Source organism: Microbulbifer sp. NBRC 101763 (assembly GCF_040371615.1).
GTDB lineage: Bacteria > Pseudomonadota > Gammaproteobacteria > Pseudomonadales > Cellvibrionaceae > Microbulbifer > Microbulbifer variabilis.
Genome location: NZ_BAABQV010000001.1, coordinates 725,570 through 738,960, shown reverse-complemented (window position 1 = coordinate 738,960; position 13,391 = coordinate 725,570). Strand labels below are relative to the sequence as shown.

General features: G+C 44.3%; 9 protein-coding genes and 1 riboswitch. Of the genes, 5 read left to right on the top strand and 4 right to left on the bottom strand.

The window, feature by feature from the left end; genetic code table 11:
- Nucleotide 1: 1 nt before the first annotated feature.
- Nucleotides 2–1,165, top strand: a complete 1,164-nt coding sequence (locus ABWV76_RS03400) for an acyl-CoA dehydrogenase family protein (protein ID WP_353375223.1) — start codon at nucleotides 2–4, stop codon at nucleotides 1,163–1,165.
- Between the two features lie 96 nt (nucleotides 1,166–1,261).
- Here ABWV76_RS03400 and ABWV76_RS03395 read toward each other — a convergent pair whose 3' ends face one another.
- Both ABWV76_RS03395 and ABWV76_RS03390 read right to left on the bottom strand, forming a co-directional pair.
- Nucleotides 1,262–3,037, bottom strand: a complete 1,776-nt coding sequence (locus ABWV76_RS03395; protein ID WP_353375222.1) for a DUF885 domain-containing protein — start codon at nucleotides 3,035–3,037, stop codon at nucleotides 1,262–1,264.
- A gap of 587 nt (nucleotides 3,038–3,624) precedes the next feature.
- Nucleotides 3,625–4,527 carry a helix-turn-helix transcriptional regulator gene (locus ABWV76_RS03390; protein WP_353375221.1) on the bottom strand — a complete coding sequence of 301 codons (903 nt, stop codon included), beginning with the start codon at nucleotides 4,525–4,527 and terminating at the stop codon, nucleotides 3,625–3,627.
- Nucleotides 4,528–5,379: 852 nt separating this feature from the next.
- On the opposite strand from ABWV76_RS03390, the gene ABWV76_RS03385 reads away from it, so the two are divergent.
- Entirely contained in the window at nucleotides 5,380–5,712 is a 333-nt protein-coding gene (locus tag ABWV76_RS03385) for a hypothetical protein (protein ID WP_020415097.1), read from the top strand.
- A gap of 184 nt (nucleotides 5,713–5,896) precedes the next feature.
- Here ABWV76_RS03385 and ABWV76_RS03380 read toward each other — a convergent pair whose 3' ends face one another.
- On the bottom strand, nucleotides 5,897–7,501 hold the full coding sequence (locus ABWV76_RS03380) for a bifunctional AfsR/SARP family transcriptional regulator/alpha/beta hydrolase (RefSeq protein ID WP_353375220.1): 1,605 nt from the start codon (nucleotides 7,499–7,501) through the stop codon (nucleotides 5,897–5,899).
- A gap of 851 nt (nucleotides 7,502–8,352) precedes the next feature.
- Complete coding sequence (locus tag ABWV76_RS03375; RefSeq protein WP_353375219.1) at nucleotides 8,353–8,946, bottom strand: TetR/AcrR family transcriptional regulator; 594 nt, start codon at nucleotides 8,944–8,946, stop codon at nucleotides 8,353–8,355.
- Nucleotides 8,947–9,032: 86 nt separating this feature from the next.
- On the opposite strand from ABWV76_RS03375, the gene ABWV76_RS03370 reads away from it, so the two are divergent.
- The 3 genes from ABWV76_RS03370 (at nucleotide 9,033) to ABWV76_RS03360 (ending at nucleotide 13,345) form a co-directional block, all read left to right on the top strand.
- On the top strand, nucleotides 9,033–9,746 hold the full coding sequence (locus tag ABWV76_RS03370; protein WP_353375218.1) for an HD domain-containing protein: 714 nt from the start codon (nucleotides 9,033–9,035) through the stop codon (nucleotides 9,744–9,746).
- 59 nt (nucleotides 9,747–9,805) lie between these two features.
- Nucleotides 9,806–10,810 (top strand): MBL fold metallo-hydrolase, encoded by a 1,005-nt coding sequence (locus ABWV76_RS03365; protein WP_353375217.1) that lies wholly within the window; start codon nucleotides 9,806–9,808, stop codon nucleotides 10,808–10,810.
- 190 nt (nucleotides 10,811–11,000) lie between these two features.
- Nucleotides 11,001–11,116: riboswitch (TPP riboswitch) on the top strand.
- Between the two features lie 57 nt (nucleotides 11,117–11,173).
- The gene (locus ABWV76_RS03360; protein WP_353375216.1) at nucleotides 11,174–13,345 is read left to right on the top strand and encodes a TonB-dependent receptor; all 2,172 of its coding nucleotides are present in this window, start codon (nucleotides 11,174–11,176) and stop codon (nucleotides 13,343–13,345) included.
- The last annotated feature ends 46 nt before the right edge of the window (nucleotides 13,346–13,391 follow it).

The window sequence follows — 13,391 nt, the reverse complement described above, 5'->3', positions numbered from 1 at the left end:
CATGTACGATATTGATGCCTCCCGTATGGCAAGCCCCTTTTATGACGAAGGCCATCAGGAATGGCGCACCCAGTTGCGCCGCTTTGTCGACCGTGAGATTACTCCCTACATTACTGAATGGGACGAAGACGGCCAGCTACCCGCCGAGCTTTGGAAAAAAGCCGCAGAAGTTGGCCTTCTGCAGATGAGTTATCCGGAAAACTACGGCGGCATCGAAACCGATGTCTTCCATATGATTGTTGCCGCAGAGGAGTTAGCCCGCCCCGGCGCCGGTGGACTCTACGCCAGCCTGATGGTTCACGGCATTGCCCTGCCCCCATTACTGCACTATGGCAGTGAGGCCCTAAAAGATCAGGTTATTCCCTCGGTATTACGTGGCGAAAAGCACATTTCCCTGGCTGTTACCGAGCCAGGCGCAGGCTCCGATGTAGCCAATCTCCAGTGCCGCGCAGAGCGTGATGGGGATGACTATATCGTTACCGGCGAAAAGACCTATATCACCGGCGGTATGCGCGCTAACTGGTTTACTACTGCCGTGCGCACTGGCGAGGAAGGCTTCGGCGGTATCTCCCTGCTCTTAATCCCGGCGGATGCCGAAGGCGTTAGCCGGCAGCTACTCGATAAAAAGCAGGGCTGGTGGTGTTCTGATACGGCCAGTATCTTTTTTGATCAGGTGCGCGTGCCCGCGAGTAATCTAATTGGCGGTGAGAACCAAGGTTTCTTGCCCATAGTGCACAACTTCAATCGCGAGCGCCTGGGCATTGCCGCTTCCTGTGTAGAATTCAGCCGGGTCTGCTTGCAGGATGCCATTGAGTGGGCCCAGGAGCGCCAAACTTTCGGAAAGCGTCTCGCCAATCACCAGGTGATTCGACACAAATTTGCCCAGATGCTTCAACGCATCAATGCCACCCAAGCCTATCTGGACCTCTGTGCCTGGGCAGAGCAACAGCATCAGCTCAAAGTAGCGGATATCGCACTACTCAAAGTCCAAGCCACAGAAACTCTTGAGTTCTGCGCCCGGGAAGCGATGCAGGTGTTAGGTGGCGCAGGCTATATGCGTGGCAGTCGGATTGAGCGTATCTATCGTGAAGTGCGCGTGAATGCGATTGGTGGCGGATCTGAAGAAATTATGCGGGATCTGGCGTCCAGGCAAATGGGGATTTAAGGTAGCCTTTAAGGCAAGGATAAAAGCCTTGCTAAGCCTATTTTTAACTCAGTCCCGCATGGGTGTGGGACTGAGTTAGCGAAATTCCCGCTTAAATTAACCCTGCTTCTTTTCTTCGATAAAGTCCCTTACCTGCTCACTCAGTACGGCCATAGGGACATTGCCATTTCTCAGAATGATTTCATGGAAGTCCTTAATATCGAAGTCTTCACCAAGTTCATTTTGCATCAGTTCTCGCAAGGCGAAAATCTCAAGTGCACCAGAATCATAAGAGGTAAGCTGGGCCGGCATAACCGCCATTCGGTCCATCAGAGTTCTCGGGCCTTTAGCAAATGAAGCGCCAGAATCCTGCAAAAACTCCGCAACCTTTTCATCACTCCAACCGAGTACATGCATTGCGGTGTCCGCTACCATACCTCGCGCAGGCCATGCTCTCCTTAGGATCTTGGTTGATCCATACTGATACATTCCCGCTTCCTCCGCTAGATGTTCAGAGTACCTACCCCAACCTTCAGCAAAAGCAGAGTTAGACAAGGCATCTTCTATTTTATGAAACTTTTCCTGCTCCTGTACAAGAGCAATTTGCATATGATGGCCCGGGTATCCTTCATGGATAGTTACCTTCTCGGCAGAAGCGTATGACTCATTCTGGTAGGTTGTCGGGTCATATCCAAATCTCGCCTTGCGCTCCTTGGAGCCCGGAATATAGTGTGCGCTACGACCTGAGCCCTGTTCATGCTCAGGGATAGCTTTTACTTCCATTTCGATCAAAGGCATTTCATGGAAGAAATCAACGGTTAATTCTCTAGACTTATCAACCAGGCGCTCATAAAACTGATGCATCTCATCAGCGCTATTAAATTTCTGAGTTTTATCCTCACTGGCCCTTGCCACTGCCTCAGAATAGGAATCTACTTGATAGAACTCCTTGCCTAAGCGAACCACTTCGCTCTTGTTTGCGTTGACAGCACTTAAACCCAACTCAAAAACTTCTTCTGGTGTTCTCTGCAAAGTCGTATAAGAACGATACTGAGCCATATAACATTCACGGCCATTAGGAATCGCATGGATACCAAGCTCGGCTCTGGCTTCAGGTAAATAGGCAGACTCTAGAAAATTCTTGTAATTCTCCATTGAGGGGATAACGTGATCTGAAAGCACCTGTTTAAATGCAGCTTCAAATTCCGGGTCCCCAGCTTTCTTCGCTAAACCCAGGAAAGGATGCTCATCAATGGGTACTTGGGTCAAACCATCAACTTGCTGAATGACTCGCTTCACCACGCTCTGGGGTGCGGAGTAACCTTGCTCAAGCCCTCGACTCAGATTAGCTATTTCTTGCTGATAATAACGAGCCACATCAAGCCAACGCTCAATCGCGTCTGCCCTGTCTTGGGCAGTTTCAACCGGCTGAACCTCTGTCAAAAAGCCAAGTATGATATGGGGGCCAAACATATGATCAACAGACCAGAGTTCAGTCTTACAGACCCTTAAGCCAACATTCGACTCCAATCGCTCTTTCAGCTTGAAGTAGAATACCTTCTCTTGATCACTTTTTAGTCCATTTAGATCTATTTCAGCCAAAGCCTTGAGTATTTTATCCTCAGCCGCAGCCATAGAAGCAGAATTTATGGGGGAATTACTTAAGAAGAGATTATGTCTGTCCAGATCCATATCCGAGAAATATGCATACGGCTGGAAGTTATCTAAATAAACATCAGTATATTGATCTGCAAGTTTATGGAGTAATACCGAGTCACTAACTGCTTTCTGATCAGCCGTATCGGTTTTATTTTCGGTTAGGGTGCATCCCATCAAAGCTAAAGCTGAAGAAAATGCCAACGCCCCTAAACTTGCCCTGCTTATATTAATCATTCTGAAGAGACCAAATTGTTAATCAATAATTAAATAAAGTTGCTTTCAGATTAAAAACACTTAACACTTAATTTCTAGTAAGCATTCAAGCAGATTTTTTTTCAATATAGCTGATACCCAGTATCGGTGAATGGAAAGGATTCAAAGATAGATGCCAGAGGTATAACATCTGGCAAGACCACTACGCTTAAGCGAGTCACTTTAAGTAACTATCGCAAAAAAATAGCAAGTAAAAACAGAATCGTCCCACTCCACTCAGGCTTCCCTGTGATAGATGAGACTTAACCTCGAGCCAATACTCGACTACCGGCACTATTGGCACCAAGATCGAATGGCGCCTACGAATACTTAATACTCGCACTTGAGCCCTACAGGAGGTATTCCTTTCCATCAAGCTCATGATCTGTTTACTTGACATATATTCAATGGGGCGCATAGACAAGCTCAATAAGTGCTAACATTCTAATGATCAGCAAAAAGGACCTTACTTCAACTCAAGTAATCAACAGGAAGCAAGTACCTAATTCGGCATTAAAGAAGCTGCAATCAATTAAAGATCTCACCATAATGCTCATTCGTTATGAGATTTAACCGCACTGCTGTCTCGCCCCTAGTGGTGAAACACCATATTTTAACTTATACAGTTGTGTAAAATAGGACTGACTGGAAAAGCCACTGTCAAGGGCAATATCAATAAGTCGTTTACGGGTGGTCCTTAATTGAGCATCCGCATAGCGGAGTCGCCGTTCATTAATCCAAGACTTAGGTGATGACTCTCTAAATACTTGCCCGAACATATTCTTAAATGAAGTTAAACTCATACCAATGTGCTTTGCAAAGGTAGCAACAGACCAGTTTTTTGTGAAGTTTTCCTCCATAAATCGTCTAAAGTTTTCTTGTAAAGGGTTTATATGATTCAGAAGTTCCGCAGCAAGTATTGGCCCGTGATCACTATTTAATTTAAGCAACAGTAGCTCTTCCAGTTTAAGAGTATTTAAACCGTCGTCACCTAACAGGCTAAACAGTCTGAAGGAGTCTAGTGTTAACCGAGTCAATTCACAGCCAGGAAGAACAATAGGCGCCTTATCTTCAGGAAGTGTTGAGCTGTCTATATTTATCCCGTTCCTTTTGTGGAGTAGTGTATTATCGTATCTTTGGTAGAATCTAGTAATCATTGCAGCTCTAATGCCTACGCATATTATAATAATACTGTGTCCCCTTAAATCGCTACTCAAACGAAAGTCACTATTGGAGCTCGCCAGCCACGTCTGCCCCACTGTTAGCTCAAAGCTTGATTGATTACCTTTAACTAATGCAGTACCAGCCGCCACCATAATCAAGTTCAAAGGTGACGAAAAATTGAGTCCAATAGATTCCCCATATGGAACTGACAGCATCTTTAGCTCAAACAGGCTTCCACAGTGCCGGCATTCAACTACTACCTCTCTATTAACAAATCTATTCTGCTCCTTACCGATTGGAATATCCATGTCCCTCTCTACACACTATTAAATCACTAGAATCTCTATCAATAATTCGTCACCAGTCGCGCGGTTACAATATTCTGCACAGCGACCCCAATGCATCTTCAGGAATCAGCTCCCTGTTTTGGCACAAATCTCATACTTATATTCCAAATATATGAGAGAATATGGCTGTGAACCGCATAGATATTGACTTTGACAACGTGGTTAACGAGCTCCAGTGAACCTCTATATCGTTTGAACCACCGTTTGAACCACCGTTGAATTTGATAGTGATCTAGCCAGTTTCATTCAAAGTGGCAACCTCACCTCAAGAGTGCTTTATAAAGTCTGGATTTCCGCAATGTAAATTTACCCGGAATTATCGCTATAAGTATATAATTTCAAGTGTCATAAGTTTTACCAACCACCCTTTTCCTATAGTCAATAATATCGACCTTAGATAACAAATTTTGAAGTATATGCCTCATAAATGACCATCAAAGTAAAATAGCTCCACCGCTCATATAACAGCTCTAGACTCGCCCCTAACCAATCAAAGGTTTATATAGCTCTTATAGCTCTGGCCCGCTTATTAGAAATAATGCAAGCTGACTGAAAATTCACAAGTATTCACTATCCTTTCATAGACTAATTATCACAATAATAGGGCTATGACTACCTTAGGCTGGAACAGCTCCAGTCATCAAAAGCGATGTGTTAATTAATGTAAACCCCATCCAAACTTCAATTAGTGCTTTAAGGGCTAGATATCTTCCATCGAAACGCTATAATTGCGTTACTTAGGGAGCCCTTTTACTCCCAGCTTGTGCAGTTTTTCTTGATGCAGCATACGCTTTATCATTCTCAAGGGGCATAATGTCTACCAACGATTACACTCAGAAGTTAAACCAATTAGCTGAAATGATTTGGGAATCAGAAGCTGGATTAACCTTTAAAGAACAGGAACAAACTCCCCCTCCACCTCCCCCCAAGGAAGATCCTGATGAAGTACTTTGGGGCAAATGGGGAGGTCAATATATCATTGTTACTCGCTGCAAATCAGGAAACCGAGTTGCAAACATAAAGTTACCAGAAAAATTCTCTGATGAGGCTTCTGCGCGCTCAGCTGCCTTAGATCTTATTCGCAAGTATCCACAAGCAGGAATCCGATATCTTAGCGCTCAAGAGCTGGCCGTTTATCTTTTGTAAAAAATTTACTCAATAGCAAAAACTCTGCTCCAATCACTTACAGTGAGGCAAAGCTTTGCTTGTCATAGTACATTTGGAAAAGAGTTGACAAATTAAAAATGATTTACTCAATATGCCGCTATTAAGTATGGCCTGCCTGTATAATTTGAAGGTTCTTGAAGGTACTGCCTTGCTTTAGCTTATATTAATAAGAGTTGCCAATAAACTTCCGCACTTCTTCTACAAATATTTTTGAAGCAGGCTCACGCCCAAGTAATAAATGGCCATCACTATCCAAACCAATAAATCTACAATTCGGAATACTTGATGCGATATCAAAACCCACCTTTACCGGGATACGTTGATCCCCTATCGAATGAATGACCAATGTAGGAACACTTACTTTTTTAAGCTGACTACGAACGTCAATATCCCCAAATACAGAGAGGAACCGCGCGGCATTTTCAGGAGAGGTGGTTAAGCGTTGAAATTCGTTAAACCAGGCTAGCTCACTTGCATTTGCACTCGGCATAAATGTCGAAGAAAAAATTTGTCTATATGCAGGATTATCTTGCCCCCAGCCAGTCTCAGTGAGGGTTATTATAGCTTCTCGCTCTTTAATTACGGCATCAGTAGCCCCTGTCCGCCAACCTGCTGCATAACCGCCAAAAAGAATAAGACTTTTTACCCTTTCAGGGTGCCTCACTGCATATTCAATAGATACAGCTGCTCCCTGTGATATGCCGAGCAAAGTAAATTTATCGACACCACATGCATCTACGACAGTCTCTAAGTCGGTCACAAAAGACTCAAAAGAGATATTGTTAACATCCCAATCTGAGAGTCCATTACCACGCTCATCGTAGCGAATGAATTGATGATCCGAGGAAAGCTCTCGGAACAAAGGGCTCCAAATTGGCGAATCCCAGTCATACTCAAGGTGACTTAACCAATTAGCCGCCTTAACAATGGGAGAACCATCCCCAACAGCTGCATAGGCAATACGAACGCCATCCGAAGCACTGCAGAACCCAACTTTTTGCTGTGTAAGAAGCTTACGCTCAAGATACTGATTATCAATATTGGTATCTTTAGCCTCTCCCAATGATAAAACCTGGGGGGACCATGCAATCCCAGCCTTTCTAAATCTCTCCAAAAATTTTGGCCGAACATTAGCCACTTCTTTGGTAAAACCTAGTGCCTCCAGTTTAACTAACAACTGAGCCGCAGCGCGGGTATTATAGGGCTCCAAAGCTTCCCAGCTGCGCACCCACTTGAGCTGATCCGGAAGTGATGCATCAGGATGAGATGACAAACGGGAGAGCACCTTACCCCGCAATCGCCCTATTTCCTCTCGCTCCGCGAGTAACCATTGCTGGAATAATTCTTGATCCGGTAAATCAATTCCGTCCAGAAATGGCTCTTTAAGAGCAGTATCTATAGATAGAAGCTCTTCTACCGAAAGATCAGGATCGCCTAGCTTTAGCGCTATCGACTTTATATCAATGTGGACATCTTCCCCCTCTAGTCGGACCCTCTCTCGATCTGCTATCAGGCGCTCCCCACAAGAATCATTGACAATTGGGCGAATCTTGCTCAAAGACCACCTTAGAGATGCCCTTGGGTCATCTGGCAACTCCCAGAATATCTCACATAAACGATCGCGGCGATGAGGCCGAGCTGCCAGTACTAAAAATGCCAAGAGTGCACGAGTTCTTTTTGAGGGGGGAAGGCTTATCGGTACCCCATCGCGATAAACTGCCAGCTCTCCAAGCATTCGGATTGTTATACCCATAATCGAAATACTCACTCTTGTTTGCTGTGATACCTTGATAAATTAGGAAGAGTTTCGAGAGCGAACCGAGATAATTCGTTTACAACTTCGAATACATCAAGTGGTAACCCCGCCAAACATAGCAATTCGGCAAACAAGCCTGGGAAACCACCCTGCCATTTTCTCAAGCCATTTGGCCATCTGTAAACAACAGCCACTTACATGACTCACAGATTAATTGCGTGCCGATAATCACTCGCCGTCAGTCATTGAACATAGAATGGGAAAGTGGTGCAGGAAAGAAATCATCTTCTTACAGCTCGCGCTATTACTAAGTGATGAAATTTTAGCCTAATTCTTGCTTTTAATAATCAAGAGGTAAATTACCGACCAAAGCTAAAAATCACACGTCCATGACCTACATGGCAAATTCAAAGCTTACAATTTTTCACTGCCAAAAATAAAAATATCCTAAACCTTTCCTTTAACCTCCTTCTTTTGAAGCCAAATACTCACGAACAGCAATTCATCAACCCTTATGATACAGGTATTAACCTATGAGGCTTATCAAATATTACATGTGGATGCTTTTTGGGTATTTATTCTTTCATGTGAGAAGTTTCACATACTTACAGCCTGCCATCTTGTATTCCTTATTCTCGAATATATACAATTTAGGTTTCTCGCAAGGCGAAATATCGAACTACTGAAGTAGCTGATAGCTCCATGGTAGTGATTAAAAATTTATGCTATAGCAAACAACAATCTTATCTTTGCCTTAGATAGAAAGCCCAATAAAAATCGAACATATTCCTTACATATGCCGTGCTTAAAGCACAATCCAGATAAGGAGCATTTATACATGTTGATTGTGATTCCCATTAGGATCAACACAGCATCTTGACTGTAGCGTAGTAAAAATCGACCAGAGTTTCTCTGGCCTCGCCACCTCTTGCTCGTATAGCCAAGCTTTGCAAGGCAGCATGTAGCAATTTAGCTGTCGGTTGAACGTCTCGATCTATAGGCCAGTCCCCATCCTCCTGTGCGCGCAGGAGTCGTCTTTCCAGTTGGCTATCAATTCTTGCAATCAAAATTTTCAAGTCATCTTGAACATCTGGATGAGCCAATGATTCCACTGGTGCAGTGCAAGTAGCAAAACAACCCAGCGATTCGTCTTTTAGCAGATAAGTTTCCAGCGCCTGTCCATAGAATCGCAGCATAACATCCTGCAAAGGAGCACCATCATTCAATATTGCATCAAGTTCTTTACCTAGCTGATTCGCAAACTGCGCAAAAGCTTTACGGTAAATGGATACTTTGTCACCAAAAGCGGCGTAAATACTTGGCCTGTTCATCTTCATCGACTCAGCCAGATCATCTAAAGAAGTAGCTGTGAGGCCCTTGCGCCAAAATACCTGGAGAGCGCCCTCCAGGGCCTCAGTGGCATCATATTTAGGTGGACGGCCTCTTCTCTTTTTCATTTTTGTACTACTCCGAACATAATTGTTGACACTGCAGAAAGCCTATCATATTTTATTGTTCGAAACGGTACAAAATAAATGATATTATGGAACTTACAACGAATAAAATACCGCCACCTTTGCCTTGTCTGGCCTGCCGCTTTGTTACATCCAGTGCAAGTGCAACTTACACACGCACTATTCGCTACCTGAAGAGGGAGCACATTCAGTATGTTGCTAAAGAGGTCTATCAAATTCCTGACTCGATGAGCTGTAAAAAAGCGTTGGATATGGTGGCTCAATGCAGCCCCGACTTCCTCCTCAACCACAGCCTTAGAAGCTATGCATTCGGCTTAGCAATGAGTCACAAAGTAAAGACAGTGATAGATCAAGAAGTCTACTTTCTTGGTGCCATCATGCATGATATAGGACTAACCCCAGCCTATGATGTCGGTGGTACTTTTGAGCTAGACGGAGCTCAAGCAGCAAGATCCTTTTGTATTGGTCATAACATCTCTACCGAGAAGGCTGATTTAGTACATGAGATGATCGCTCATCACAACTCTGTTGGAATTGCGCACAAAAAAGACCCGGAGATTGCCCTACTACATTTTGCCGCAGGGCTGGACATTGCCGGGTTATGGTTGAGTGATATTCATCCCAAAACCTTGTCTGAAGTAATTAATGAGTATCCCAGACTGGATTTTAAGCAGGGTATGAAAAGCATGCTCAACGATCAAGTCGGGAGAAAACCACATAGTTATATGAGGCCATTTGTAGAACTTGGCTTTCTAAAAAAAATAGAAAAAACCCCTTTTTAATTACTCTTTCAGATCTCCTATTTATCAATATTACAAAATAACTTGTCAGGAGAGTCACTATGCCTCACCGAAGAAATTACTCAAAGCCAGCCAGAAGATGCTTTAGACAAAGGGAAAAAGTCAGACAGAAAGGTTTAATAAATATAGCACTCTTAATATTTAGTGCCCTCATAGTCAGCGCCTGTGAATCCGAGATTCGAAAAGCCATGATGAAACAGGCGATTCCGGTCGACTATTTTGAACCTTTTACAGAATTACCTTCAAAATTTGTTCAACATAGTGATCGAGTTTATAGTTTTCGTCTGGGAATGAACCGGGCAATGATTCTGAAAACAAATAACGGATTGGCGGTTTTCGATTGCTTTAATGAAAATTTCAGTAAATCGCTTTCTGATGAGCTAAAAAAACAATTTCCCGAACATCCCGTACGCTGGTTAGTCTACTCCCACAATCATTTGGATCACATCCGTGGCGGAGCACATCTAAGCCCAAAAATTGTCGTCGGACATAATAATATTAACCATCTAATCCAAGATTGGGAGCACCCATTAAATAAAATCCTACCTGTAACTAGCCCAATAGATGGTGATAAATCTTTAAAATTTGGAGATCAAACTGTCCACTTCCTATATATGCCTGAATCCCACTCAACAACATTGTATGGATTTTATATTGAAAGTGAAGACATCGTATTTGCTCCAGATATGATGTTCGTGAACGCATTTCCCCCTTTTGGTCTGCCCGACTGGTATTACCCCGGTTACATACGGGCCCTCGATCGCCTGATTGAATTAAATGCAAAAATTTATATTCCCAGCCACTTTAACGAAGGAGATAGAAGAGATTTAATTCACTATAGAAATATGATGGTAGATTTTCGTAAAACCGTAGAACGTGAGATGTCTAAAATTAATTATGAACCTGATCAAGGGAAAAAATTACGAGCCATTTTTGATATAGTTTACCCTGAGCTAAAAAGTAAATACGGTGACTGGCATGGCTTTGACGCCATGTTTATTCCGCACTTTGCAGGACAAGTGGGAGGCACCTACTTAGGTTACTAGATACAGAATGTATATAGTACCTTTACTTGCAGATCTCTCCTTCTTAAGTTTCTTCACGTCATGGAGTTGAGGAAAGGATTATATACTGTGATTAGCATACGGAAGGGGTGGCACATTAGATATAGATTTTGACATCTTGAATATTACACTTAGACCCCTTTCCTCCCTCAACTTCTGCTATCATCGCGCCCGCGAACCTAAGGGGTGGCCTTGGCCTGAGATGCCCAGAGGACTTTTGATTCTTCCGGGCAAACCCTTGAACCTGATCCGGTTAATACCGGCGTAGGGATAGGTAACCTCACCAAACGCCTCCTCACGTCGCGCTCCGGGTCTCTTTCACTTGTGTTGATTCGAGAGAGAACCATGAAGAATCTGTTCAAAGCCCACCCCATTGCCTGGTCTGTTAGCATTGTAGCCAGCTTGTCTGCGGGGCTGGCAGTTGCTGAATCGAGGGAAGCAGGGATTGAAGAGGTCGTAGTCACTGCCCAATTACGCAATACCAACCTGTTGGACTTGGCTACCAGCGCGACAGTGGTTAATGCCGATACAATCAAGGCCCGGGGTGCGAGCAATCTGGATCAGATCCTGAATATGGCACCAAATGTAAATTTCTCTTCCGGTGCATCACGGGGCCGCTTCATCCAAATTCGCGGTATTGGCGAGCGCAGCCAATTTATAGACCCTGTGAACCCCTCTGTTGGCCTGGTTATCGATGGTATTGACTTCACCGGCCTCGGGCTCGCTGCCAGCACCCTGGATATCGATCAAGTAGAGATTCTTCGCGGGCCCCAAGGCACTGCGTATGGTGCCAACGCCCTGGCGGGTCTGATCAATATGACCAGCGCCGCTCCTACCACTGAACCCATGGCAAAAGTATCTGCCGAGGTAAGTGAATACAATGGACGCAATATTTCTGTAATTTCCAGCGGCCCATTAGCCGATCAACTTGGTTATCGAATCGCTGCCAATAGGCAAAAATCCGATGGCTATACAGAGAATGCATTCCTGGGCAGTGATAATACCAACAATATTGATGAATCAGTGCTAAGAAGTAAGCTGGCCTACACGCTTAGTGACAACCTGAATTTTGGCCTCTCTCTGCTCTATGTGAATGTTGACAACGGCTATGATGCCTTCTCCTTATACAACACCCGTGAAACACTGTCTGACGAACCAGGCTCGGATCGACAGGAAACCTGGGCCGGAGCCCTAGCCGCACAGTGGTCAGGGAGTGAGCTATTCCATTTGGATGCCACGCTGAGCCTCGCAGATTCAGACACAGAATACGGTTACGACGAAGATTGGAGTTATCAAGGCTTTCACCCATGGGAATACAGCCAAAAAGACAATTACCATCGCGACAAAGATAACATCAGCCTAGACTTGCGCTTGCTTTCTACTGATGTATCCAAACTCTTTTCTGGCCGTAGCAGCTGGGTTGTAGGTATATATGAGCGTATAGAACGTGAGGATTTATTACGCACCAAAACCTCTAATGAGGAGTTTGGGGCTGATGTTGAATACTTTTCCAGTGAATTTGACACAAGAAACACAGCGATTTATGGCCAACTTAATACTGAATTGACCGCCAGCTTAAATCTGGTGACAGGGCTCCGCCTGGAGAAGCGAAGTGCTGATTACACAGATTCCCTGTTCACTGCCAGGGATATCAGCGAGGACCTCTGGGGTGGCAATATCACTCTGGAGTATCACTACTCCGAAAATACTATGGCGTATGCGACGGTATCCCGAGGATACAAGGCCGGCGGTATCAATGGTGTAATCATCTCTGAATCAGTGAGAAATGTAGAAATTAGCCCTAATTTCTTCGATTTTGATACTGAGCATATGCTTAACTACGAAATAGGTATTAAAGGCAATTGGTTCGACAACCGCTTGTATGCCCAGTTGGCTGCTTTCTACCAGGATCGCAATGATATCCAGGCAAAACAATCCGTCTTCATATTTAATGAAGATGAAGTTTCCTTTCACGACTACCTGGCCAATGCCGCGGGAGGTAAAACTTCCGGGCTGGAAGTAGAGTTTAACTACTTTGCTACAGATTCCCTGCGCATCTTTGCCTCTGCAGGCTGGCTAAATGCGGAGTTTGAAAACTTTATAACCGGTTCTCATGTCGACGCAAGAGATGACTCCCAGGGAGCACCTGTAAACCTGGATGGTCGAGACGTAGCCCATGCGCCAAGCTATCAATTTTTCACTGGCAGCGAAATTTCTCTCCTGCCCAACTTAGTTCTGCGCTTAGAGCTGGAAGGAAAGGACGAGTTCTACTTCTCCAATAGCCACAATGAAAAATCTAATGCCTATGAATTAGTCAATGCCCGGCTGACATACCAGGGTGATAATTGGGATCTGTCCTTATGGGGCAGAAACTTAACTGATGAAGACTATTACACCAGGGGTTTCTATTTTAGCAACCAATATGGTAACAACCCTGCCAATGGCTATGCGCCAGAAGCCTATTATCAATTTGGCGAGCCCCGTATCGCCGGTATAAGCGGTACTTATACTTTCTAATAGTTGTATCATTGGGGGTGGTCTATACCACCCCAACTTTTGCTTT

Coding starts and splice junctions, on each gene's coding strand:
- ABWV76_RS03395 (WP_353375222.1), bottom strand. CDS start 3,037: ATGATTAATATAAGCAGGGCAAGTTTAGGGGCGTTGGCATTTTCTTCA.
- ABWV76_RS03375 (WP_353375219.1), bottom strand. CDS start 8,946: ATGAAAAAGAGAAGAGGCCGTCCACCTAAATATGATGCCACTGAGGCC.
- ABWV76_RS03370 (WP_353375218.1), top strand. CDS start 9,033: ATGGAACTTACAACGAATAAAATACCGCCACCTTTGCCTTGTCTGGCC.
- ABWV76_RS03360 (WP_353375216.1), top strand. CDS start 11,174: ATGAAGAATCTGTTCAAAGCCCACCCCATTGCCTGGTCTGTTAGCATT.
- ABWV76_RS03365 (WP_353375217.1), top strand. CDS start 9,806: ATGCCTCACCGAAGAAATTACTCAAAGCCAGCCAGAAGATGCTTTAGA.
- ABWV76_RS03400 (WP_353375223.1), top strand. CDS start 2: ATGTACGATATTGATGCCTCCCGTATGGCAAGCCCCTTTTATGACGAA.
- ABWV76_RS03385 (WP_020415097.1), top strand. CDS start 5,380: ATGTCTACCAACGATTACACTCAGAAGTTAAACCAATTAGCTGAAATG.
- ABWV76_RS03390 (WP_353375221.1), bottom strand. CDS start 4,527: ATGGATATTCCAATCGGTAAGGAGCAGAATAGATTTGTTAATAGAGAG.